This window comes from Comamonas squillarum, assembly GCF_025309455.1.
Classification (GTDB): domain Bacteria; phylum Pseudomonadota; class Gammaproteobacteria; order Burkholderiales; family Burkholderiaceae_C; genus Comamonas; species Comamonas squillarum.
On record NZ_CP104377.1, the window covers coordinates 595,176 to 615,067 of the forward strand.

Here is a 19,892-nt window from a genome sequence, read left to right on the forward strand (position 1 = left end):
AGCCCTTTTGTTTTGGCAGCGTTCAGTGCGGATGCGGGCCGCTATTTGATCCGGTCCAAGGTCATCTGCGGGCCGGCGCGCTTCATCTCAAAGGCATTGAGAAAGCTGTTGCCCAGCAGCACATAAGGCATGTTGGCCGAGGTGACCACGGCATCCACGTTGCGCAGCTCCACATCGGAGATGCGCACGCTGCTCAGCTTCAGATGCCAGCCGTTGCTGACGCCATTGGCCGTGCCCATGCGCACTGCACGGCCCTGTTTGTAGTCAATCCCCAGCTTGAGCGCCTCGCTCATCCCCAGGCTCACCGTGGTGGCACCGGTATCGACCAGAAAACGCGTCGCCTTGCCATTGATCATGCCGGCCGTCATGAAGTGGCCGCTGGCATCGGCCGCCAGCACAATGCGGCCCGTGTTGCTGACGGGCAGCGCCGCATCGGCCACGCTGACCGGCGACTCGCCCATGCGCAGGCTGTGCAGGGCGCCCGCGATGCTGACCTGGGCCTGCCCATCCTTGACGCTGACCACCTGCACCTGCTGGTAGCTGCTGCCCGCTGCCACGGCCTTGGGCGCCCGGCCATCGATGACCAGCAAGGCCTTGTCCCCCAGAATGCCGGCCAGCGCCACCGAGCGGGGGCCTTCGGCGGCCTCTTGTGCATGGGCCGCCCAACTGGCGCTGCCGCACAGGGCCAGTGCCAATGCCCAGCGGTGCAGGCGGGTAGGGGCGGGGCAGGGCTTGGGGACTGAAAGCTTCATAGGTCGCGGGGCAGCATGGTGGTGCGTACGGGCAGGGCGGGGCCGCGTCTAGCGCGGGTCACAGGCAGGTCGACTGCTTTACATCCTAAAGCATGCGAGCGGCAGCAAAAGCTGCGATTTATTTTTTTGACGAAAAGTCTAGCCCGTTGTTTTTTTGAAAAGTAAACGCCCGCTTAAGGTTAATATATTGCTATTGATAATCGTTATCATTAGCATCCCTGACTCAAATTTACAAGCCGTTTACCAAGCGGAATTATTGTTTCAGGAGTTTTCAATGATCCAAGCCCTTCGCAGCGAGACGCTCGCGCGTACAAGAGGCGAGCGCGCCGGCCTGTCGGTCGCCGCGCTGTTGATGATGGCCGCCGTGCCAGCCATTGCACAAGAGCACACCTTGCCAACGGTCCAGGTGTCTGCCGACCAGTTCGATCCCGATGATGTGCGCCCCGAAGGCGTGACCACGGCGACCAAGACCTATATGGCGCCCAAGGACATTCCGCAGACCATCGACACCTTGGAAGTCAACAAGTACAAGAGCTATGGCATCAATGACCTGTCGGTCATGCTCGATGGTGTGCCGGGCGTCAACACCAGCTATGACATGCGCGGCGAGGGCGTGATGATCCGTGGCTTCAATGCCGACAGCGGGGACATCTACCGCGATGGCGTGCGCGAATCCGGCCAGGTCCGCCGCAGCACGGCCAATGTCGAGCGCATCGAGATCCTCAAAGGCCCGGCTTCGGTGCTGTATGGCCGTGGCGCGGGCGGCGGTGTGGTCAACATGGTCAGCAAGCAGGCGCGTTTTGATGGCGTGAGCAGCGTGACCCTGCGTGGTGGCTCCTGGGAAAACGTGGGCGGCACCATCGACATCAACCGGGTGATCAGCCCCAATGTGGTCATGCGCCTCACGGCCGACCGCGAGCAGGCGCACAGCTTTCGCAGCGGCATCCGCAACCGCAACGAGATGGTCTCGCCCAGTATCCTGGTGGATACGCGCACGGGCCTGCGCTGGACCGGCCAGTACACCTATGACAATGTCTGGCGCGTGCCGGACCGGGGACCTTCCTACGACCAGATGCCGCCGGGCATGTCGCTGCGCCAGGGCTTTGCCCAGCCGGGCGACTTTGTCGAAGACCGCCTGCGCGTGCTGCGCTCGGACCTGTCGTACGAGTTCAACAAGGCCTGGAGTGTGCGCTGGGTGGCCAGCAAGCGCGAGGCCAGCCAGGACTTTGACCACTACTTTGCCGGTACTTACTGCAACCCCCAGGGCCTGACGCCGGCGGGCGCCAAGTGCGCCAACCCCGGCCTGCTGCGCCAAAGCTATGCCTGGCAGCAAACCGAGAACCGCACCACCACCCACACCGTAGACTTGACCGGCAAGCTGGACCTGGCCGGCATGCGCCATGAGCTGCTGCTGGGCGTGGAGCACAGCGAGGAAGAGCGCGCGCCGCGCCTTTTCAGCACCGCCAACAGCAATGGCTATATCGATCCGAACAACCCGGTGTTCGATGCCGTGCGTCCGCCCCAAGGCACGCCATCGCAGCACAACCTGCACAAGGGTACGGCCCGCGCGCTGTATGTGCAGGACTTGATCAGCCTGAGCGACCAGTGGAAGCTGCTGCTGGGCGCGCGCTATGACAACTTTGACTTCAACAGCACCAATCAGCTGAACAACGCCAGCCGCAGCACCGATGGCAACTCGGTCAGCCCCCGCGCCGGCCTGGTCTGGCAGCCGGTGCGCGAACACAGCCTGTATGCGTCCTGGAGCCGCAGCTTCTCGCCCTATGGCGGCCGGGGCATGTTGATGGTTGATACCGGCGCTGGCGCGGTGCTGGACGACGAACCCCAGCATTCGCAGCAGTTCGAGATGGGTGTGAAAAGCGATTGGCTCGATGGCGCGCTGTCCACACAGCTGGCCGTCTACCAGCTGGAGCACTACAACATCCGCTACCGTCCTGATCCGGACAACGATCCCTTCACCTGGGCGGTGCGTGGCAAGGAGCGTTCGCGCGGCATCGAGTTCAGCGCGGCCGGCCGTGTGGCACCGTTTTGGTATGTGCGTGGCGGCGTCGGCATCATGGCCGCCAAGGTCACCGAGAACAAGGCCAACCCCGCGCTGGAAGGCAACTACCTGGCCAACACCGCGCGCCGCAACGGCAATGTCTTTCTGCGCTATGCGCCTGCAGGCAACTGGTATGCCGAGCTGGGTGTGACCCACACCAGCGCCCGCTACACCAATGACGCCAACACCAGCCGCGTGCCCGGCTACACCCGCTGGGATGGCCTGGTGGGCTGGCGCGCCGCGCCCTGGACCGTTACCTTGGCAGTGTCCAACCTGACCAACAAGGAATACTGGCGTTCCAGCAGCATGCCCGGCACGCCGCGTGGTGCGCTGCTGAGCGCGAACTACCAGTTCTAAGCGTCGCTAACACAGCCCTTGATACGTCGTTGCCTCGCCGGCCGCGCCCTTCCTTGTCGTACTAAAGTACTGCCTGCGTCAGGGCGCCTCGTCGGGGGCGCCCAGCCTCAACCGCAAACCTGCGGTTTGCTGGGCCGTGTTAACGACTTATAAGTCAGGCGCCATAAAAACAGGCCGCGCTGCAATCCCTGCAGCGCGGCCTGTTTGTGTTTGATCGAGTGCGGATCAGTCGCGGAAGTTGTTGAACGACAGCGGCACGTCGGTCACGTCTTTTTTCAGCAGCGCCATTGCCGCTTGCAGGTCGTCGCGCTTGGCGCCGGTGATGCGCACAGCATCGCCCTGGATGGCGGCCTGCACCTTCATCTTGCTGTCCTTGATGAGCTTCTGGATCTTCTTGGCCAGCTCCTGCTCGATGCCATTGCGCACCTTGATCACTTGCTTGACCTTGTCGCCGCCGACCTTTTGCACATCGCCCTTGTCCAGAAAGCGCACATCGACATTGCGCTTGGTCAGCTTGTTGCGCAGGATGTCTTCGACCTGCACCAGCTGGAAGTCGGCATCGCCGTACATGATGATCTCTTTGTCCTTGAGCTCGATCCCGGCCGACGTTCCCTTGAAGTCAAAACGGGTGCCAATTTCCTTGGCGGAATTCTCAACAGCGTTTTTCACCTCGACGAAGTCGGCTTCGCAAACCGTGTCAAACGATGGCATAAATACTCTCCTTGCAGGCCAGGCTGAGCGCCTGAGTGGGTCGCGACAAGTGCGACAATCTAGCGATGTTAGTCGAGAAAAATGCCCCGCTGCAGCAATACAACACCTTTGGCATCATGGCGCGGGCCATGAACCTGGTGCGCGTGCAGGCCCCGCAGGATATCCGTGATTTTTTGGCCCAGCCCCCGTTGGGCGCCAGCCGCCAGGTGGTGGTGCTGGGGGGCGGCAGCAATATCGTCATCACTGGCGATGTCGAGCCCACCGTCTTCAAGATGGAGATCATGGGCAAGCGCCTGGTCGAAGAGACCGACAAGCACTACATCATTGAAGTGGGCGCCGGTGAAGTCTGGCACGAGGTCGTGGCCTGGAGCCTAGCCCAGGGCTACCCCGGGCTGGAGAACCTGGCGCTGATCCCCGGCACCGCAGGTGCGGCGCCGGTGCAGAACATTGGCGCCTATGGCGTGGAGCTGCAAGACCGCTTTGACTCGCTCGATGCGATCGACCTGAGCAATGGCGAACACTTCAGCCTGCAGGCGGCGCAGTGCGCGTTTGGCTACCGGGATTCGGTGTTCAAGCATGCGCCGGCCGAGACCATGCCGCTCACCATGATTGCCCGCGCCACCGGCGTGGCCGAGCCCCGGGGCATGGGGCTGGCGGGCCGCGCCGTTATCACCCATGTGCGGCTGCGCCTGGCCAAGGATTGGAAGCCCGAGCTGGGCTATCTGGACCTGGCCCGCAAGCAGGCCGAAAAAGGCATTGCGCAGCCCACGGCCCAGGATATTTTTGACTGGGTGGTGGAGATCCGCCGCGCCAAGCTGCCCGATCCAGCGCAGATCGGCAATGCCGGCAGCTTTTTCAAGAACCCCCAGGTCACTGCCGACCAGTGCGAGGACATCATTGCGCGCGAGCCCAAAATTGTGCACTACCCGATGCTGGACGGCAGCATCAAGCTGGCTGCGGGCTGGATGATCGATGCCTGCGGCTGGCGCGGCAAAAGCATTGGCAAGGCCGGCGTTTATGACCGCCAGGCCCTGGTGCTGGTCAACCTGGGCGCGGGTGAGGGCAGCGTGACCGGCGGCGAGGTGGTGACCTTGGCGCGCGCGATCCAGACCAGTGTCTATGAGCGCTTTGGCATCCAGCTGGAGCCCGAACCCGTCGTTTGGTAGCTGCGTTAGCGCGGGCTAAAGGGCTCAGCGCTTGGCCGGCGGTATCCAGCGCGCCAGCGCAGCCGCCGCGCCCCAGGCCAGCAAACCAATGCAGGCAATGCCGCTGGCCAGCGACAGGCTGCCGGCCAGAAACGACAGCAGCGCTGGCCCCAGCGATGAGCCCAGATCGGCCGCCAGACGCCATAGCCCGAGAAAATGCGCCCGCGCATGGCGCGGTGCGTGGTCGGCCCCCAAGGTCATGATCAGGCCCGAGCCAATGCCGTTGCCAAAGCCCAGCGCCATGGCCGCCAGCAGCAAGGTCGTCACGCTGGCCGTCAGAGGCATCAGCAGCATGGCTGCGCCCATCACCAGCATCGATGGCACGGCCACCCAGCGCCGGCCTTTGAGATCCATCAGCTTGCCGGCGGGGTAGAAGACCAGCATATCGATGGCGCCTGCCAGCCCGTAGACCAGCGAGGCGGCAGCGGGTGCCAGCGCAAGATGGTCGGCCCACAGCGGAATGACCACCTGGCGCGAGGCACGTACGGCGCTGACCAGCAGTACGCCCAGGCCCAGCGTGAGAAACAGCCGGTGGTGATCGCGCAGAATGCCGGCGATGGACGGTGCCTCGGTGGGCAGCGGCTGGCCCGGCAGCGCGGCGGGCGCCGCCAGATCGGGCACGCGCAGGCCAATGGCTGCCGCGCAGAGAACGCCCACAATGCCCACCGCGAACGCCGCATGCAGGCCCCAGCTATGCATGGCCCAGGCGCCAATAAAGGGCCCGATGAACATGCCGATGCGCATCACCCCACCCAGGGTGGACAGCGCCCGCGCGCGGTAGGACACCGGCACGGCCTCGGTCAGATAGCTTTGCCGCGCCAGGTTGTAGACCGCCTGCGACATGCCCACCATCAGGCAGCCCAGCGCAAACAGCAACAGCTGCTGGGTGGCCAGGCAGATGCCCATGCCGATGGCGCTCCACAGGCCTGCGGCCACAATCGCCCAGCGCTCGCCCCAGCGCGCTGTTATCAGCGATGCCGGGATATTGCTCAGCAAGGAGCCAATGCTGACCAGCCCCACCACCAGCGCTGCGATGGGCACTGAGGCGCCCAGATCGCGCGCCATCAGCACGATCACCGGCAGCACCGCACCCTCGCCAATGCCAAACAGCAGCGAGGGGCCAAAGGCCGCCACGGCAATGCGGCGCAGCGAGAATGCTGCGTCACTGCCTAGGGCCGGATCGGATGCGGGAGGAGGGGAGCTGGGCGTGCCCATGGTGGGGGTGAAGGGGTATCGAGTCTGCGCCGAGGGGCCGGCTGGCACTTGGCGGCCTGAAGAATCCTCTCCAGGTCAGCCGCGACCGGTCCTATTGTGCGCCTGCCCGCCGCTTGGGTGGCGCTGATGCTGTCGCGGGCAGAACTCGGCCTGCGCGGCTTATTTGAGGCTGCCCGAGAGGAAGCGTGCCAGGCGTTCACTCTTGGGGTTGGCCAGCACCTCGCGCGGCGGGCCTTGCTCTTCGATCAGGCCCTGGTGCAGGAAGATCACATGGTTGGAGACCTCGCGGGCAAAGCCCATTTCATGCGTCACGACCAGCATGGTGCGGCCTTCCTGGGCGAGGACCTGCATCACGCGCAGCACCTCACCGACCAGCTCGGGGTCCAGCGCCGAGGTGGGCTCGTCAAACAGCATCACCTCGGGCTCGACCGCCAGCGCGCGCGCAATGGCCACGCGCTGCTGCTGGCCGCCACTCATGTGGTTGGGGTAGCTGTCTTCCTTGTTCTCCAGGCCCACCAGCTTGAGGTACTTGCGGGCGCGGGCGATGGCCTCGTCCTTGCTGATGCCCAGCACATGCACCGGCACTTCGATGATGTTCTGCATCACCGTCATGTGCGCCCAGAGGTTGAAGTGCTGGAACACCATCGCCAGCTTGCTGCGCAAGCGCTGGAGCTGCTTGGGGTCGACCGCGTCCAGCGCGCCATTGCGGCCGGTGCGCAGCTGCAGGCTTTCGCCAGCCACGATGATTTGTCCTTGCTGGGGCTGCTCCAGCAGGTTGATGCAGCGCAGAAAGGTGCTCTTGCCCGAGCCGGAGCTGCCGATGATGCTGATCACGTCGCCAGCGCAGGCGTTGAGCGAGACGCCCTTGAGCACCTGGTTGCTGCCGTAGCTCTTGTGGATGTCCAGCGCCTGCAGTTTGTAGTTGGATGCGTTCATATCTCGATGCTCGAATGTCTTAGGCCTTGCGCGGAGCCAGATAGCCCAGGAAACGGCGCTCGGCGAGGCGGAAGATGCCAATCAGGATAAAGGTGATGCTCAGGTAGATGGCAGCTGCCGCGATATAGGCTTCAAACGGCAGGTAGTAGTCCGAGTACACCCGGCTGGCAGCGCCGGTCAGGTCCACCAGGGACGGCACGGTCGAAGCCAGGCTGGTCGAATGCAGCATCATCACCACCTCGTTGCTGTAGGCGGGCAGGGTGCGGCGGATGGCGCTGGGCATCACGATGCGGCGCATCAGCTGCCAGCGGCTCATGCCCATCGCGCGGGCCGCTTCTACTTCGCCCTTGTAGGTCTCGCGGATCGAGCCGGCGAGCATCTCGGCCGTGTAGGCCGCGTTGTTCAAGGTGAAGGCGAGGAACGCGCAGAAGAACGGCTCCTTGAAGTAGGTCCAGGGCCAGACCGCATCCCAGCGCGCCTGCACCCATTCGAGCTGCGAGAAGCCGTAGTAGATCAGGTAGACCTGGATCAGCAGCGGCGTGCCGCGCATGAAATAGGTAAAGGCGCCCACGCTTTTGCGCAGCAGCCAGGAGCGGCTGACCAGCGCGAGCGCGCCCAGCAGCGCCAGCACAGCGCCAATGGCCAGGCTGGACAGCAGCAGCTTGAGGGTGGTGACCAGGCCCTCACCGTACAGCGCAAGGGTGTCGGGCTGAAAAATGACTTCCCAGTTCATAGCTGCACCTTTTCGGTTCCCAGGCTGTAGCGGGCATTGAGACGGCCCAGCGCCCACAGCGATACCGATGTGTAGACCAGGTACAGCGCAGCGGTGAAGAGGAAGAAGATAAAGGGCTCGCGCGCAGCGGCGCTGGCCTGCTTGGCCAGGTAGGTCATGTCTTGCAGGCCGATCAGGCTGACCAGCGCGGTGGCCTTGATCAGCACCAGCCAGTTATTGGTAAAGCCGGGCAGCGCATAGCGCACCATCTGCGGCAAGGTGATGCGAAAGAAGGTCTTGGCCGGGCTCATGCCGAAGGCCCAGGCCGCTTCCATCTGGCCCTTGGGGATGGCCAGGATCGCGCCCCGGAAGGTTTCGGTCATGTAGGCGCCGTAAATAAAGCCGATCGTGAACGAGCCGGCCACAAAGGGGTTGAGGTCGACCGAGCTTTCGCTGCCCATCTTCTCGAGCAAGGTATTGAGGCCGATGGCGCCGCCGTAGAAGACCAGCAGCATCATCACCAGCTCGGGGATGCCGCGCACGATGGAGGTGTAGAAGGTGGCCAATACCACCAGCGGTCGGCGGCCTGAGAGCTTGGCACTGGCGCCCAGCAGCCCCAGCACGGTGGCGATGGCAGCCGATGCCAGCGAGACCGCCACGGTGAGCAGCGAGCCCATCAGGATCGATTGAAAGTAATCACTCATAGTTTTTGGCCTTAGGCGCCGTGATTGCGGTGCGCAATCGGGCCCATGGATGGCCTGGTGTTTGCCTTGGGTGGGCGCTGCAAAAAAGGCTTGGCACCATGGAATTGCGGCGCGATTCATCCAGTATGAAGACTCTGGAGCAGCGCGCCGCTTGGTGTTAGCCCTGATCGAGGACGCGGTGGCGCCAGGGGCGCGACCGCGTTTTGCAAAGATCAGTTGCCGTAGGGGTCGAAATCGAAGTACTTCTTGGCAATGGTGGCATAGGTGCCATTGCTGCGGATGGTCTTGATCGCTTCGTTGATCTGCTTTTTCAGGTCGCCCTGGTTCTTGCGCAGCGCAATGCCGATGCCATCACCGTAGTACTTGGTCTCGTACTGGTCCGGGCCCTTGTAGCCGTAGTCGGCGCCTTCGGGCTTGCGCAGGAAGCCGCCGTTGACTTCGACCTTGTCAGCCACGGTGCCGTCAAGGCGGCCGGACTTGATGTCCAGGTAGACCTGGTCCTGGGCTTCATAAGGCACGATGGTCGCGCCTGCGGGCTTGAGCTCGCCATTGGCCCACTTCTCTTGGGTCGAGCCCTTGAGCACGCCGATCTTCAGGCCCTTGGCCGAAGCCGGGCCCTTGTATTCCACGCTTTTCTTCAGCACCACGGCGCTGGGCGTCTTGTAGTAGCGGTCGCTGAAATCGACCACGCGGCGGCGCTCGTCGGTCATCGACATGGAGCTGACGATGACGTCGTATTTCTTGGCTTGCAGGCCGGGGATCATGCTGTCCCAGACTTGCTCGACAAACACGCACTTGCGCTTGATCTGCTCGCACACCGCCTTGGCGATGTCCACGTCAAAACCGGTGACTTCGCCTTGGGGCGTCTTGTAGGTGAACGGTTCGTAGGTCGGGTCGACAGCTACTTTCAGGTCTGCAGCAAACGCAGGGGCGGCGATAGCGGCCACTGCCAGTGCGATCAAGGTTTTACGCATAGTGAATCCTCGGATCCGAATGTTGATAAGGTGGCTAGCATGCTAGTGCTTTTGCTGCCCGCCGTCGGGGTCTCAAATCGGCTTGTGGCGACCCGGCGACAGCTCTGCGCTGTGCTTTGTGGCAAAGCGGCGAGCTTGTGCGCATTATCACCAGCCTAAACGGCCATTGAGCGCAAAAATCGACGTTGAAGCGTCAATTTTTACGCCCTATCCAGGGAAACACTAATAAGTATGGGTTGTGACGGTCGATTCGATCGTCTATTTTGTCGAAACGTCCGCGCTTACTTCTTCCAGTAGCCTGGGCGAATCAGCAGGCTGTGGACGCGGTAGGGCGCTTTTTCCTCGATGCCGATGTCCATCGGCACATAGGCCTTGTCGCACTGCAGCAGGTAGCTGGTGATGTAAGGGGTTGGACTGGTCATCTGCGCGCCGACCTTGCAGCTGCCCACGCTTTGGTGCACATCGTTGAACACCTGCTTCATCTGGTCGGCCGTGACCTGCTTGTTGAAGTCTTCGGTAAAAGTCTTGGCATCGGGCACGGCGGCCTTGCCTTCAAAGGCGGCGAGCAGCGCCTGGAAGCGCTGGGCCAGCGCCTTTTCAGCAGCCGGGTTGGGCGCAGGGGCCTGGGGCGCTGCCTCGGCTGCGGGCGGCGTGGCTACCGCTGCTGGGTTGGCCGCTCCCTGGCTGCTTTGGGCCTGGGCCGCCAAAGCGGCGCAGGCCAGCGCGGTGGACAACAGGGCGTGGCGGGACATACGGTGCATGCGGGTTTCCTTGGTGTGGTTTTGCATCGGGCCATCCTAGGCGCAGTGGGCGCTCTGGTGGTAACACTTGGTGTTCAGATGCTGGGGGATGAAAGGGGCTGCAGATGGTCTTTTGGGAGGCCTGCCATGCAAGCCATCAAGGGTGAGCAGCGCAGTTGCTGCACTTGCCACCTTGCTCGGGTATTCCACTGTGCACCTGCGCACCCCGACCCGCATGCCATCCAAGGCCGTAATAGCGCTTGAGAATTGGCCTACATGGTGGGTCGATGCAAAGCCGGGCAAGGCCTGTATCCATGCGCTTGTGCGGCGCGCGGTGGTGGCCGGGGCGGGCCCGCTTTCATCTTGGCGACCCGGTTTTGGCGCGGTTGCAGCTAAGGTGTCGCGCAGTGATAGGCAACCCTTTAAGGATATAGAGATGAATGGCGCACACAGTCTGGTCAAGACTTTGCTGGCTGCAGGGGTGGATACCTGCTTTGCAAACCCTGGTACCAGCGAGATGCACTTTGTAGCAGCTTTGGACCAGATCCCCGGCATGCACTGCGTGCTGGGCCTGCAGGAGAACGTGGTCACCGGCATGGCCGATGGCTACTACCGCATCGCCCGCAAGCCCGCCTGCACCTTGCTGCACTGCGGCCCGGGCCTGGCCAATGGCCTGGCCAATTTGCACAATGCGCGGCGCGCGCGCAGCGGCATTGTCAATATCGTGGGCGACCAGGCCACCTACCACCGGCCTTTTGATGCGCCGCTGACGGCTGATACTGATGGCCTGGCGCGCGCCGTATCGGGCTGGGTGCATACCAGCACGCACAGTGCGGACCTGGGCCAGGATGCGGCGATGGCGGTGCGTGCGGCCTCGACCTTTCCCGGTCAGATCGCCAGCCTGATCCTGCCGGCCAATGTCTCATGGGCTGAGGGCGGTGTAGTGGCGCAGCCGCTGCCCCTGCCTGCGCCGCCCGCAGTGGATGGCCATGCGATCGATGAAGTGGCTAGGGTGCTGCGCCAGGCGGGCGGCAAGGCCTTGATTCTGCTGTCGGGCGCGGCGGTGTTTGCGCCGGCCCAGGCGCTGGTGTGGCGGCTGGCGCAGGCGAGCGGCGCTGCCGTGCTGGCCGAGTACGGCGCATCGCACCTGCAGCGCGGCCAAGGCCGCATGGCGCTGGAGCGCGTGCCCTATGGCATGGAGGCCGCGATCCAAACCCTGGCCCGGTTTGAGCACATTATTCTGGTGGGCGCCAAGCCGCCGGTGGGCTTTTTTGCCTACCCCGGCCTGCCATCTACCCAGTACCCGGCGAGCGCCCAGCTGCATGTGCTGACGCGCCCCGAGCAGGAGCCGCTGACGGCATTGCAGGCCCTGGTCGATGCACTGCAGGCGCGGCAGGCCGCCATCCCCGATGCGGGCCCCCGGCCCGAGGCAGCGACTGGCGCGCCCACGCCCGAGGGCCTGGCCCGCACCGTGGCCGCGCTGATGCCCGAGGGCGCCATCGTCTCGGACGAGAGCATCTCTTACGGCCGGGGCTTTTACCCGCACACCCATGCCGCGCCGGCGCATGACTGGCTGCACCTGGCCGGCGGCGCGATTGGCGATGGCATGCCGGTGGCGACCGGCGCGGCCATTGGTGCTGGCAAGCAGCGCCGGGTGATCAATCTGCAGGCCGATGGCTCTGCCATGTATTCGCTGCAATCGCTGTGGACGCAGGCGCGCGAGCAGCTGCCTGTCACCACCATCGTGCTGAACAACAGCCGCTACAACATTCTGATTGGCGAATACAAGGGCGTGGGCGCCACGCCGGGCGCCACCGCCATGCAGATGCTGGACCTGGGCAACCCGTCGATTGGCTGGGTGAAGCTGGCCGAAGGCATGGGTGTGGAAGCGGCGCGCGCCACCAGCATGGAGGAGTGCGCCCGGCTGATGCAGGCCAGTTTTGCTAAATCCGGCCCCTTCTTGATTGAACTGATAATTTAATAAATTCTGAACATACAGGTTTGGAAGTCACCTACACTGCTGCCTGACCATGCTCCAACGCCTGCGCAGCCGCCCCCGCTTCTCCGCCGTCATCACGGCGGTTTTTGCGTTGCTGCTGCTCGTGGCATCGCTGGCAGGTGTGCAGATGCGCGTGCTGGCGCAGCCCATTGCCGCCGTGCTGGCGGCCGATGTCTGCAGCGTCAATGCACCGGCGCTGGATGTGGCGCTGGCCCATGGCGAGCACCTGGCAGCGGATGATCTTCTGCCGGATGGCAGCGACAGCCACAGCGCGCACAGCGCCCATGGTGCCGATTGCGTGCTGTGTATCGCCATGGCGTTGCCACTGGCCTTTGCCGCCGATGTGCACCGGCCAGCGGCCCCTGCCTTCCACCCGCAGTGGCAGGCCCAGTCGGCTCACTACCCCGAAGCCCCGGGCGCGCCACTGCCCGCGCGCGGCCCGCCTCCCGTCCTTGTCTAACGCACTTATGCCGCAGTGATGCTGCCGCTGCTCTCCGCGCCCATCGCGCGCGGGGAGGGCAGCCGCGCAGCCTCTGCGACCCATGGGCCGCTTCGTCATGTCTGCTTTAGCCGCCTTCACTGCGGCCGGCTGGGCTTGGCTGCGAGCGCCCACCACCCATTGATGCAAGCCGCTGCGCCCAGCAGCGCTTGCTGCGAGAGACATTGATGACTTCCTATTTTTTGGAGGCAGCGCCGGGCCTACGCCTGCCTGCCCCGCCGCGCGCCCGTTTGCAGCGTCCACACATGGCGCTATCCGCACTGGTCTTGGCCACCAGCTCTGCCTGGGGGCAAAGCCCTGCTGCACCGTCGCTACCTGCGGCCAGCGTGCCGGAGATCAGCCTGCAGGAGACCGTGGTGACAGCGGTGCATGAGCACTCCCCACTGCAGGTGGTGGCCGATCCCAAGCAGCCGCGCCAACCGGTGCCGGCGAGCGACGCGGCCGACTACCTCAAAAGCATTCCGGGCTTCTCGGCGATCCGCAGTGGGGGCTCCAACAGCGACCCGGTGTTCCGGGGCCAGTTTGGCTCGCGCCTGCCGATATTGACCAATGGGCAGACCTTGTTGGGCGCCTGCCCGGCGCGCATGGATTCGCCCAGCTCCTATATCTCGCCCGAGACCTACGATGTGCTGACGGTGGTCAAGGGCCCGCAGACGGTGATCTGGGGGCCGGGCGCATCGGCCGGGGTGGTGCGCTTTGACCGCGAACGGCCCGAACTGGACAGCGGCCAGGTGCGCCTGTCTGCCAGCCTGCAAGGCGGCACCGCGGCGCGCAGCGACCAGAACATCGACCTGCTGGCCGGCAATGCCGCGTACTACCTGCGCCTCACCGCCAACCATTCGCAAAGCAAGGACTACCGCGACGGCGATGGCCAGCGCGTGCCCTCGCACTGGGACAAATGGAACACCGATGTCGCGATTGGCTGGACGCCCGATGCCAACACCTGGCTGGAGCTGAGTGCGGGCCAAGGTGATGGCGAGGCACGCTATGGCGGCCGGGGCATGGATGGCACCCAGTTCAAGCGCGAAAGCTATGGCCTGCGGCTGGAGAAAAAGAACCTGAGCGAGCGTCTGACCAAGCTGGAAGCGCAGCTCTATTACAACCGCGCCGACCATGTGATGGACAACTTCAGCCTGCGGCCCTTTGTGCCGGAAGGGGGCATGTCCATGCCGATGGCGGCCAATGTGAGTCGCACCACCACCGGCATGCGGGTGGCCACCACCTGGCAACTGGGCCCGCACACCGAAGCGGTGCTGGGCGTGGATGCGATGGGTAGCCCGCACGACAGCCGATCGGGCACGGAGATGCAGTCCTACCGTAGCAAGCCCTGGGCGCGGGATGCCAAGTTCAGCAACCAGGGCCTGTTTGCGCAGGCCACGCAGCACCTGGGTAGTGAAGACAAACTGGTGGCCGGCCTGCGGCTGGACCGGGCCCAGGCCTGGCGCTACCCCAGCAAAGGCGGCATGGGCGGCATGGATGGCATGGGCGATATGGGTTCGATGGGTGGCATGCAGGCCATGGCGGGCATGGATGGCAGCATGGTCGCCACGGCCAGCAACCACCGCGAACGCAGCGCCATGCCCAGTGGCTTTCTGCGCTGGGAGCGCGCCCGCGCCGATGGCAGCACGCTTTATGCCGGTATTGGCCATGTGCAGCGCTTTCCGGATTACTGGGAGCTGATATCGCCCAGCAACAGCGCAGCCGACAAGGGCGATGCCTTCAACCGCCTGCAGCCGGAGAAAACCACACAGATCGATGTGGGTGCAAGCTGGAAGGGCGCAGACTGGCAGCTCTGGACCTCGGCCTATGTCGGCCAGGTGCAGGACTATCTGCTGTTTGACTATGCCGGCATGGCCGCCAACGTACGCAATGTACAGGCGCGCACTGCCGGTGCCGAGCTGGGTGGCAGCTACCGGCTGACTCCCGGCCTGACCGCCCAGGCCACCCTGGCCTACAGCTGGGCCCGCAACCGCAGCGATGGCAAACCGCTGCCGCAGGTGCCGCCGCTCGAAGCCAAGCTGGGCCTGGACTACCGGCAAGGCCCCTGGAGCGCTGGCGCGCTGTGGCGCCTGGTTGCCGCGCAGCACCGCTATGCCAGCGGCCAGGGCAATGTCGTGGGCCAGGATCTGGGGCCCAGTGCCGGCTTTGGCGTGCTGTCGCTCAATGCCGGCTACAAGATCAGCGAGCAGTTGCGCCTGACTGCCGGTATCGACAATGTCTTTGGCAAGACCTATGCCGAGCACCTGAACCTGGCTGGCAATGCGGGCTTTGGTTTCCCCGGCGGCGTGCGCATCCATGAGCCGGGTCGCACCTTGTGGCTGCGGGGCGACTTGAAGTTCTGACGCAGGCCTGCGCCGCTGCCAGCCAGGTGCTGGTGGCGGCGCTGCGGCTTGGCACTCTTTGAACAGGTTCTTACAGCGGTACGCGCAGAAAAAGCACAATCACCACGCCCAGCGCCAGCTTCAGCGCCACCAGCTGGCGAATCTGGCCCAGGGCCTTGCCGCCTGCCGGCCAGTCCTGGGTGTTGACGGCCTGGTCCAGGCGCTTGAACAGCGCAAAGCGGATATGGCCAAACACGGCCATCATCGCCAGGCCCAGCACGGCCATCACCATCCAGGAGACAGGCATGCTGAACTTGGCACCGGCTTGCGCAGCCATGGAATGGACCAGGCCCATCATGCCGATGCCAGACAGCAGCACGGCGGCGATGATGACCAGCACCACGGCAAAAAAGCGCCCCAGCACATCGCGCATCAGCGTCAGGCGCTGGGGCGGTTCGAGCTGCTGCAGCGCGGGGCGCAGAAAGAAATGTGCAAAGGCCATGCCGCCCAGCCAGACGATGATGGACAGCAGGTGCACGGTTTTGAGAATGATGTAGAGCATCGGGGGGGGCGCCGTTTTGTGGTGTGGGGATGCGCTATGGTACGCGCCAAGCCGCCCCGGCTGGGGATGCGGGCCTGCTTTGAGAGGCGCTAACATAGCCCAGCAAACCGAAGGTTTGCGGTTGAGACGAGGCTTCAAGCCGCAGACAGTACAGACGTACGGCAAGGCTTGAGAACGAAGTATCAAGGGTTATGTCAGTGACTCTAAAAAATACCCATGCTTAAACCTGCTGCCAAGGCTTCGCCCAGCTCGCGGCAGCGCTGCAGATCGTCTGCGCCAATCTGCTTGGTCGCCGCAATGGTCTCGGGCGTTTGGGCATGGGTGCAGACAATCAGCGGCTCGGCAATGGGCTTGAGCCGCCAGCCGGTTGCGATGCGGGCAATCTGCCTTGCCGCGTTGCTGCCATCGCTGCCAGCGCAGATGAGGGCGGCATAAGGCCGGCCCTCAATGCGGCCCAGCGCCGCGTAGTAGCAGCGGTCAAAAAAGTCCTTCATCAGCCCGCTCATCGCAGCCAAATTCTCGGGGCAGACAAACAGGTAGCCGCTGGCGGCCAGCACATTGGCAGGCCCGGCATCGGGCGCGCACAGCAGGCGCACTTGCACACCAGGCTGGCTGGCCGCACCGGCGTGCGCGGCCTCGGCCATCTGGCGGCTGCCATCCGTGTGGCTGTGATAGACGATCAGGAGTTGGGGACTGTCCATGGCTGCAAGCATAGTGGCAAAGGCAGCTGTCATGTGCAGGACGCAGGGCTGCACCATCAGTTGCGCTGCATGCTAGATTGGCTGATCGCTATCGAGGCTTGGCCACAAAGGCATACCACCATGAACGCAGTGTTTGAACGCATCTCCACCAGCTTCCATGCCCAAGGGCTGATGCAGACCCTGGGCGCGAGCCTGCTGTCCGTGCAGCCGGGGGAGGTGCAGATTGCGCTGCCCTACCAAAAGGCGCTGTCGCAGCAGCATGGTTTTTTGCATGCCGGCGCCGTCAGCAGCGTGGTGGACAGCGCGGCAGGCTATGCGGCGCTGACGGTGGCGGCCCAGGGCTATGAGGTGGTCACGGCCGAGTTCAAGATCAACCTGATGCGCCCGGCGATTGGCGAGCGCTTTGTCGCCATTGGCAAGGTGGTGAACGCCGGCAAGCTGCTGACGGTGTGCAGCGGCGAGGTGCTGGCCTATGGCGCAGATGCGGCAGTGCCACCCAAGGTAGTGGCGCTGCTGCAGGCGACGATTGTCAATGTGAAGTACTGATCTGACGCACCAGCAGCCCACCAGGGCTGCTGCAGCTGCGCCTTCCGATCACGTGCTCAGTCCTGCCACTGGAACAGCGGCGGCTGCTTGGCTACAAAGCGGGCAATGGCCTCCTGGTGGAAGGCGCTTTCGCGGCACAGCGTCTGGGCCAGCGCTTCTTGCTGGTAGATCTCGTCGCGCTGGGTCTCAAAGGCGCGGTTCATCACGCGTTTGGTGTAGCCCATGGCCTCGGTCGGTGCGCTGGCAAAGCGCTCGGCAAAGGCCAGGGCGTCGGCCAGCACGTCTTCGCTGGTGATCTTGTAGACCATGCCCATCTGCTGCGCCTCGGGGGCGGCGACGACGCGGGCCGTGAAGGCCAGCTCCTTGGCCGCTTGCAGGCCCACCAGGCGCGGCAGCAAATACATGCCGGCCAGATCGGGCACAAAGCCGATCTTGGCAAACACGCAGCAGAACTTGGCAGACGGTGCGGCCAGCACAAAATCGCCTGCCAGGGCCAGCGACAGGCCGGCGCCAAAGGCGCTGCCCTGCACGGCGGTGATGACGGGCTTTTCCATGTCCAGCAGCTCGTCAAACCAGCGGTGCAGGCCCAGCATGCGGTTGCGGCTGTCAAACACATCCTGCTTGCCGGCAACGGCCGCTTGCATGCTCTTGATATCGCCGCCGGCGCAGAAATGGCCGCCGGCCCCCGTCAGCACCACGGCCTTGATCGCGCGGTCATCGCGCACCTGTGGGATCAGGCGGGTGAAATCCTCGCGCATCTGCTCGTCGAGCGCATTGCGGGCCTGGGGGCGGTTCATCGTCAGCACGGCGGTGGTGCCATGCATGCTCAGGGTCAGGGCGGTCATATCAGTCGGTTTTCAACAATAAAACGGTAAGGCAAGCCAGCGGCGGGAGCGGGGGCTATTCGGCGCGGATACCCAGCTTTTGGGCCACCGGTATCCAGCGTTCGCGCTCGGAGGCCACAAACTGCCCCCATTCTGCGGTGCTGCCCGCAATCGGCTGCGCACCTATGCGACGCAGGCGCTCTTGCACCTCAGGCTTGGCCAGGGACTGGTTGATGGCGCGGGCCATGCGCGCCACCGCGTCAGCGGGCGTGCCGCTGCGGGCCACCACGCCAAACCAGGCGCTCGCCTCGGTATCGCCAAAGCCCAGCTCGGCCAGGGTAGGCACCTGGGGCAGTGCTGCAAAACGCTGCTTGTCCAGAATCGCCAGTGGCACAATGCGCCCGCCAATGGCCTGCTGCATGCAGGAGGGCAGCGCGTCGAACATGATGTCCACATTGCCGCCCATCATGCTGGTGATGGCCGGTGCACTGCCGGAAAACGGCACATGCGTCACCTGAAAACCCATGCGCTCGGCGGCATATTCGCCCGCCAGGTGGGTGATGTTGCCGCTGCCGGCCGACCCCATGCTGAGCGTCTTGCCCTGGCGCTGCGCCTGCTGGGCGAGCGTGATCAGCGCGCGCAGATCGCTGGCGCCCAGGTCCTTGCGGGTGACCAGTAGCAAAGGCGCCTTGCCCAGGCCCGCGACAGGCACAAAATCCTTGACCGGGTCATAGCTCATCTTGGCGTAGATGGCGCTGTTGATGACCAGCGGCGCATTGGAGCCGACAAAGAAGGTGAGCCCATCGGCGGGGGCGCGCAGCGCGGTCTCGGCCGCAATCATGCCGGCGGCGCCGGCCTTGTTCTCGATGACGATGGGCTGCCCTGTGCTTTGGCCCACATCCTGGGCCACGATGCGGGTGATCTGGTCGGCGGCGCCGCCTGCGGGGTAGGGCACGACCCAGCGCAAGGGGGCATCGGCCGCGCGTGCCAGCCAGGGGCTGGCCAGGCTGGCGGCTGCGCCCCATTGCACAAGACGGTGGTGGAACTGGCGTCGGGATACGGGCATCAACTGTCTCCTAGGCAGCATGTAGTTATCGGCATGTGGGGCGCTGCCTGCCCCAGCATCCATGCAGGCTAGGGCCGTTTTTGGGCAGCGTCCAATACCAAATTGCACTCAGCTGATATGCAGGCGCATGCGGGCTTTAACCGTATGCTCTGGCTCATTCGGCGCACAGCGCTGACCACATCGAGACCTACCCGGAACCAGGAGCCCTTTCCATGACTGCATTTTTGAAGTACGAACAGCAAGGCCATGTCGTTACCCTGACGATGAACCAGCCCGAGCGCCGCAATCCGCTGACCGGCAACACGGCGGTGGCGGAGATCCTGGCCGCCTGCGAGACCATTGCGGCCGACAGCAGCGTGCGGGCCGTCGTCCTGACGGGCGAGGGCCCCGCGTTCTCGTCGGGTGGCGACATCAAGACCATGCAGCAGCAGTCCTTTGGCGATGTCGATGGCATGCGCATCCGCGATGACTACCGCCGTGGCATCCAGCGCCTGCCGCTGGCGCTGTTCAACCTGGAGGTGCCCACCATCGCGGCGATCAATGGAGCGGCGGTGGGCGCGGGCCTGGACCTGGCCTGCATGTGCGATCTGCGCGTGGCCTCGGACAAGGCCAAGTTTGCCGAGAGCTTTGTGAAGATGGGCATCATCCCCGGCGACGGCGGTGCCTGGCTGCTGCCCCGCGTGATCGGCATGGCGCGCGCGGCCGAGCTGTCGCTGACCGGCCGCATGATTGATGCCGCCACCGCCTTGCAGTGGGGCCTGGTCTCGCAGGTGGTGCCGCCCGAGGAATTGCTGAACGCCGCCAACGCCCTGGCCAGCGAGATTGCGGCCAACCCGCCCCAGGTCACCCGCATGACCAAGAAGCTGATGCGCGAAGGCATGCACCAGAGCCTGGCTTCGTTGCTGGAGCTGTCAGCCGCCTACCAGGCGCTGGCCCACCAGACGGCTGACCACCGCGAAGCGGTGACTGCCTTCTTGGAAAAGCGCACGCCTGCGTTTAAGGGCTAAGC

At 64.4% G+C, this 19,892-nt stretch carries 19 protein-coding genes; 7 read left to right on the forward strand and 12 right to left on the reverse strand.

Annotation, left to right across the window (positions count from 1 at the left end):
- Positions 1 to 41: 41 nt before the first annotated feature.
- A complete protein-coding gene (locus tag N4T19_RS02750; protein ID WP_260719399.1) occupies positions 42 to 752 on the reverse strand; it encodes a retropepsin-like aspartic protease family protein in 711 nt (236 codons plus the stop codon).
- A 274-nt stretch (positions 753 to 1,026) separates the two neighbouring features.
- On the opposite strand from N4T19_RS02750, the gene N4T19_RS02755 reads away from it, so the two are divergent.
- Positions 1,027 to 3,168, forward strand: coding sequence for a TonB-dependent receptor (locus N4T19_RS02755; protein WP_260719400.1), 2,142 nt, complete (start codon positions 1,027 to 1,029; stop codon positions 3,166 to 3,168).
- 225 nt (positions 3,169 to 3,393) lie between these two features.
- Here the strand turns inward: N4T19_RS02755 and N4T19_RS02760 are convergent, their stop codons facing one another.
- Complete coding sequence (locus N4T19_RS02760) at positions 3,394 to 3,879, reverse strand: YajQ family cyclic di-GMP-binding protein (RefSeq protein ID WP_021026760.1); 486 nt, start codon at positions 3,877 to 3,879, stop codon at positions 3,394 to 3,396.
- Between the two features lie 65 nt (positions 3,880 to 3,944).
- Between N4T19_RS02760 and murB the strand changes: the two genes are divergently transcribed.
- Positions 3,945 to 5,045, forward strand: a complete 1,101-nt coding sequence (murB, locus tag N4T19_RS02765) for a UDP-N-acetylmuramate dehydrogenase (protein ID WP_133857172.1) — start codon at positions 3,945 to 3,947, stop codon at positions 5,043 to 5,045.
- 24 nt (positions 5,046 to 5,069) lie between these two features.
- Here the strand turns inward: murB and N4T19_RS02770 are convergent, their stop codons facing one another.
- The 6 genes from N4T19_RS02770 to N4T19_RS02795 all read right to left on the reverse strand — a co-directional run bounded on the left by N4T19_RS02770 (position 5,070) and on the right by N4T19_RS02795 (position 10,386).
- Entirely contained in the window at positions 5,070 to 6,299 is a 1,230-nt protein-coding gene (locus tag N4T19_RS02770) for an MFS transporter (RefSeq protein WP_260719401.1), read from the reverse strand.
- A 159-nt stretch (positions 6,300 to 6,458) separates the two neighbouring features.
- Positions 6,459 to 7,235, reverse strand: a complete 777-nt coding sequence (locus tag N4T19_RS02775; RefSeq protein ID WP_260719402.1) for an ABC transporter ATP-binding protein — start codon at positions 7,233 to 7,235, stop codon at positions 6,459 to 6,461.
- Positions 7,236 to 7,254: 19 nt separating this feature from the next.
- A complete protein-coding gene (locus tag N4T19_RS02780) occupies positions 7,255 to 7,968 on the reverse strand; it encodes an ABC transporter permease (RefSeq protein WP_021026756.1) in 714 nt (237 codons plus the stop codon).
- Positions 7,965 to 8,651, reverse strand: a complete 687-nt coding sequence (locus N4T19_RS02785; RefSeq protein WP_260719403.1) for an ABC transporter permease — start codon at positions 8,649 to 8,651, stop codon at positions 7,965 to 7,967. Before N4T19_RS02785 ends, N4T19_RS02780 begins: the two co-directional genes overlap by 4 nt.
- Before the next feature lie 212 nt (positions 8,652 to 8,863).
- Entirely contained in the window at positions 8,864 to 9,625 is a 762-nt protein-coding gene (locus tag N4T19_RS02790) for a transporter substrate-binding domain-containing protein (RefSeq protein ID WP_116926885.1), read from the reverse strand.
- Between the two features lie 281 nt (positions 9,626 to 9,906).
- Positions 9,907 to 10,386, reverse strand: coding sequence for a hypothetical protein (locus N4T19_RS02795; protein ID WP_260719404.1), 480 nt, complete (start codon positions 10,384 to 10,386; stop codon positions 9,907 to 9,909).
- 415 nt (positions 10,387 to 10,801) lie between these two features.
- On the opposite strand from N4T19_RS02795, the gene N4T19_RS02800 reads away from it, so the two are divergent.
- The 3 genes from N4T19_RS02800 (at position 10,802) to N4T19_RS02810 (ending at position 15,205) form a co-directional block, all read left to right on the forward strand.
- On the forward strand, positions 10,802 to 12,346 hold the full coding sequence (locus N4T19_RS02800; RefSeq protein WP_260719405.1) for an acetolactate synthase large subunit: 1,545 nt from the start codon (positions 10,802 to 10,804) through the stop codon (positions 12,344 to 12,346).
- A 49-nt stretch (positions 12,347 to 12,395) separates the two neighbouring features.
- Complete coding sequence (locus N4T19_RS02805; protein WP_260719406.1) at positions 12,396 to 12,824, forward strand: DUF2946 family protein; 429 nt, start codon at positions 12,396 to 12,398, stop codon at positions 12,822 to 12,824.
- Positions 12,825 to 13,030: 206 nt separating this feature from the next.
- On the forward strand, positions 13,031 to 15,205 hold the full coding sequence (locus tag N4T19_RS02810; RefSeq protein WP_260719407.1) for a TonB-dependent copper receptor: 2,175 nt from the start codon (positions 13,031 to 13,033) through the stop codon (positions 15,203 to 15,205).
- A 70-nt stretch (positions 15,206 to 15,275) separates the two neighbouring features.
- Here the strand turns inward: N4T19_RS02810 and N4T19_RS02815 are convergent, their stop codons facing one another.
- Together N4T19_RS02815 and N4T19_RS02820 are read right to left on the reverse strand one after the other, a co-directional pair.
- Positions 15,276 to 15,746 (reverse strand): CopD family protein, encoded by a 471-nt coding sequence (locus N4T19_RS02815; protein ID WP_260719408.1) that lies wholly within the window; start codon positions 15,744 to 15,746, stop codon positions 15,276 to 15,278.
- Between the two features lie 203 nt (positions 15,747 to 15,949).
- Positions 15,950 to 16,447, reverse strand: a complete 498-nt coding sequence (locus N4T19_RS02820; RefSeq protein ID WP_116926985.1) for a flavodoxin family protein — start codon at positions 16,445 to 16,447, stop codon at positions 15,950 to 15,952.
- A gap of 120 nt (positions 16,448 to 16,567) precedes the next feature.
- On the opposite strand from N4T19_RS02820, the gene N4T19_RS02825 reads away from it, so the two are divergent.
- Positions 16,568 to 16,993, forward strand: a complete 426-nt coding sequence (locus N4T19_RS02825) for a PaaI family thioesterase (RefSeq protein ID WP_116926880.1) — start codon at positions 16,568 to 16,570, stop codon at positions 16,991 to 16,993.
- Between the two features lie 56 nt (positions 16,994 to 17,049).
- Here the strand turns inward: N4T19_RS02825 and N4T19_RS02830 are convergent, their stop codons facing one another.
- Positions 17,050 to 17,838 (reverse strand): enoyl-CoA hydratase/isomerase family protein, encoded by a 789-nt coding sequence (locus N4T19_RS02830; protein WP_116926879.1) that lies wholly within the window; start codon positions 17,836 to 17,838, stop codon positions 17,050 to 17,052.
- A 55-nt stretch (positions 17,839 to 17,893) separates the two neighbouring features.
- Complete coding sequence (locus N4T19_RS02835) at positions 17,894 to 18,883, reverse strand: Bug family tripartite tricarboxylate transporter substrate binding protein (protein ID WP_116926878.1); 990 nt, start codon at positions 18,881 to 18,883, stop codon at positions 17,894 to 17,896.
- 212 nt (positions 18,884 to 19,095) lie between these two features.
- Here N4T19_RS02835 and N4T19_RS02840 point away from each other — a divergent pair, with 212 nt between their 5' ends.
- The gene (locus N4T19_RS02840) at positions 19,096 to 19,890 is read left to right on the forward strand and encodes a crotonase/enoyl-CoA hydratase family protein (RefSeq protein WP_260719409.1); all 795 of its coding nucleotides are present in this window, start codon (positions 19,096 to 19,098) and stop codon (positions 19,888 to 19,890) included.
- Positions 19,891 to 19,892: the final 2 nt, after the last annotated feature.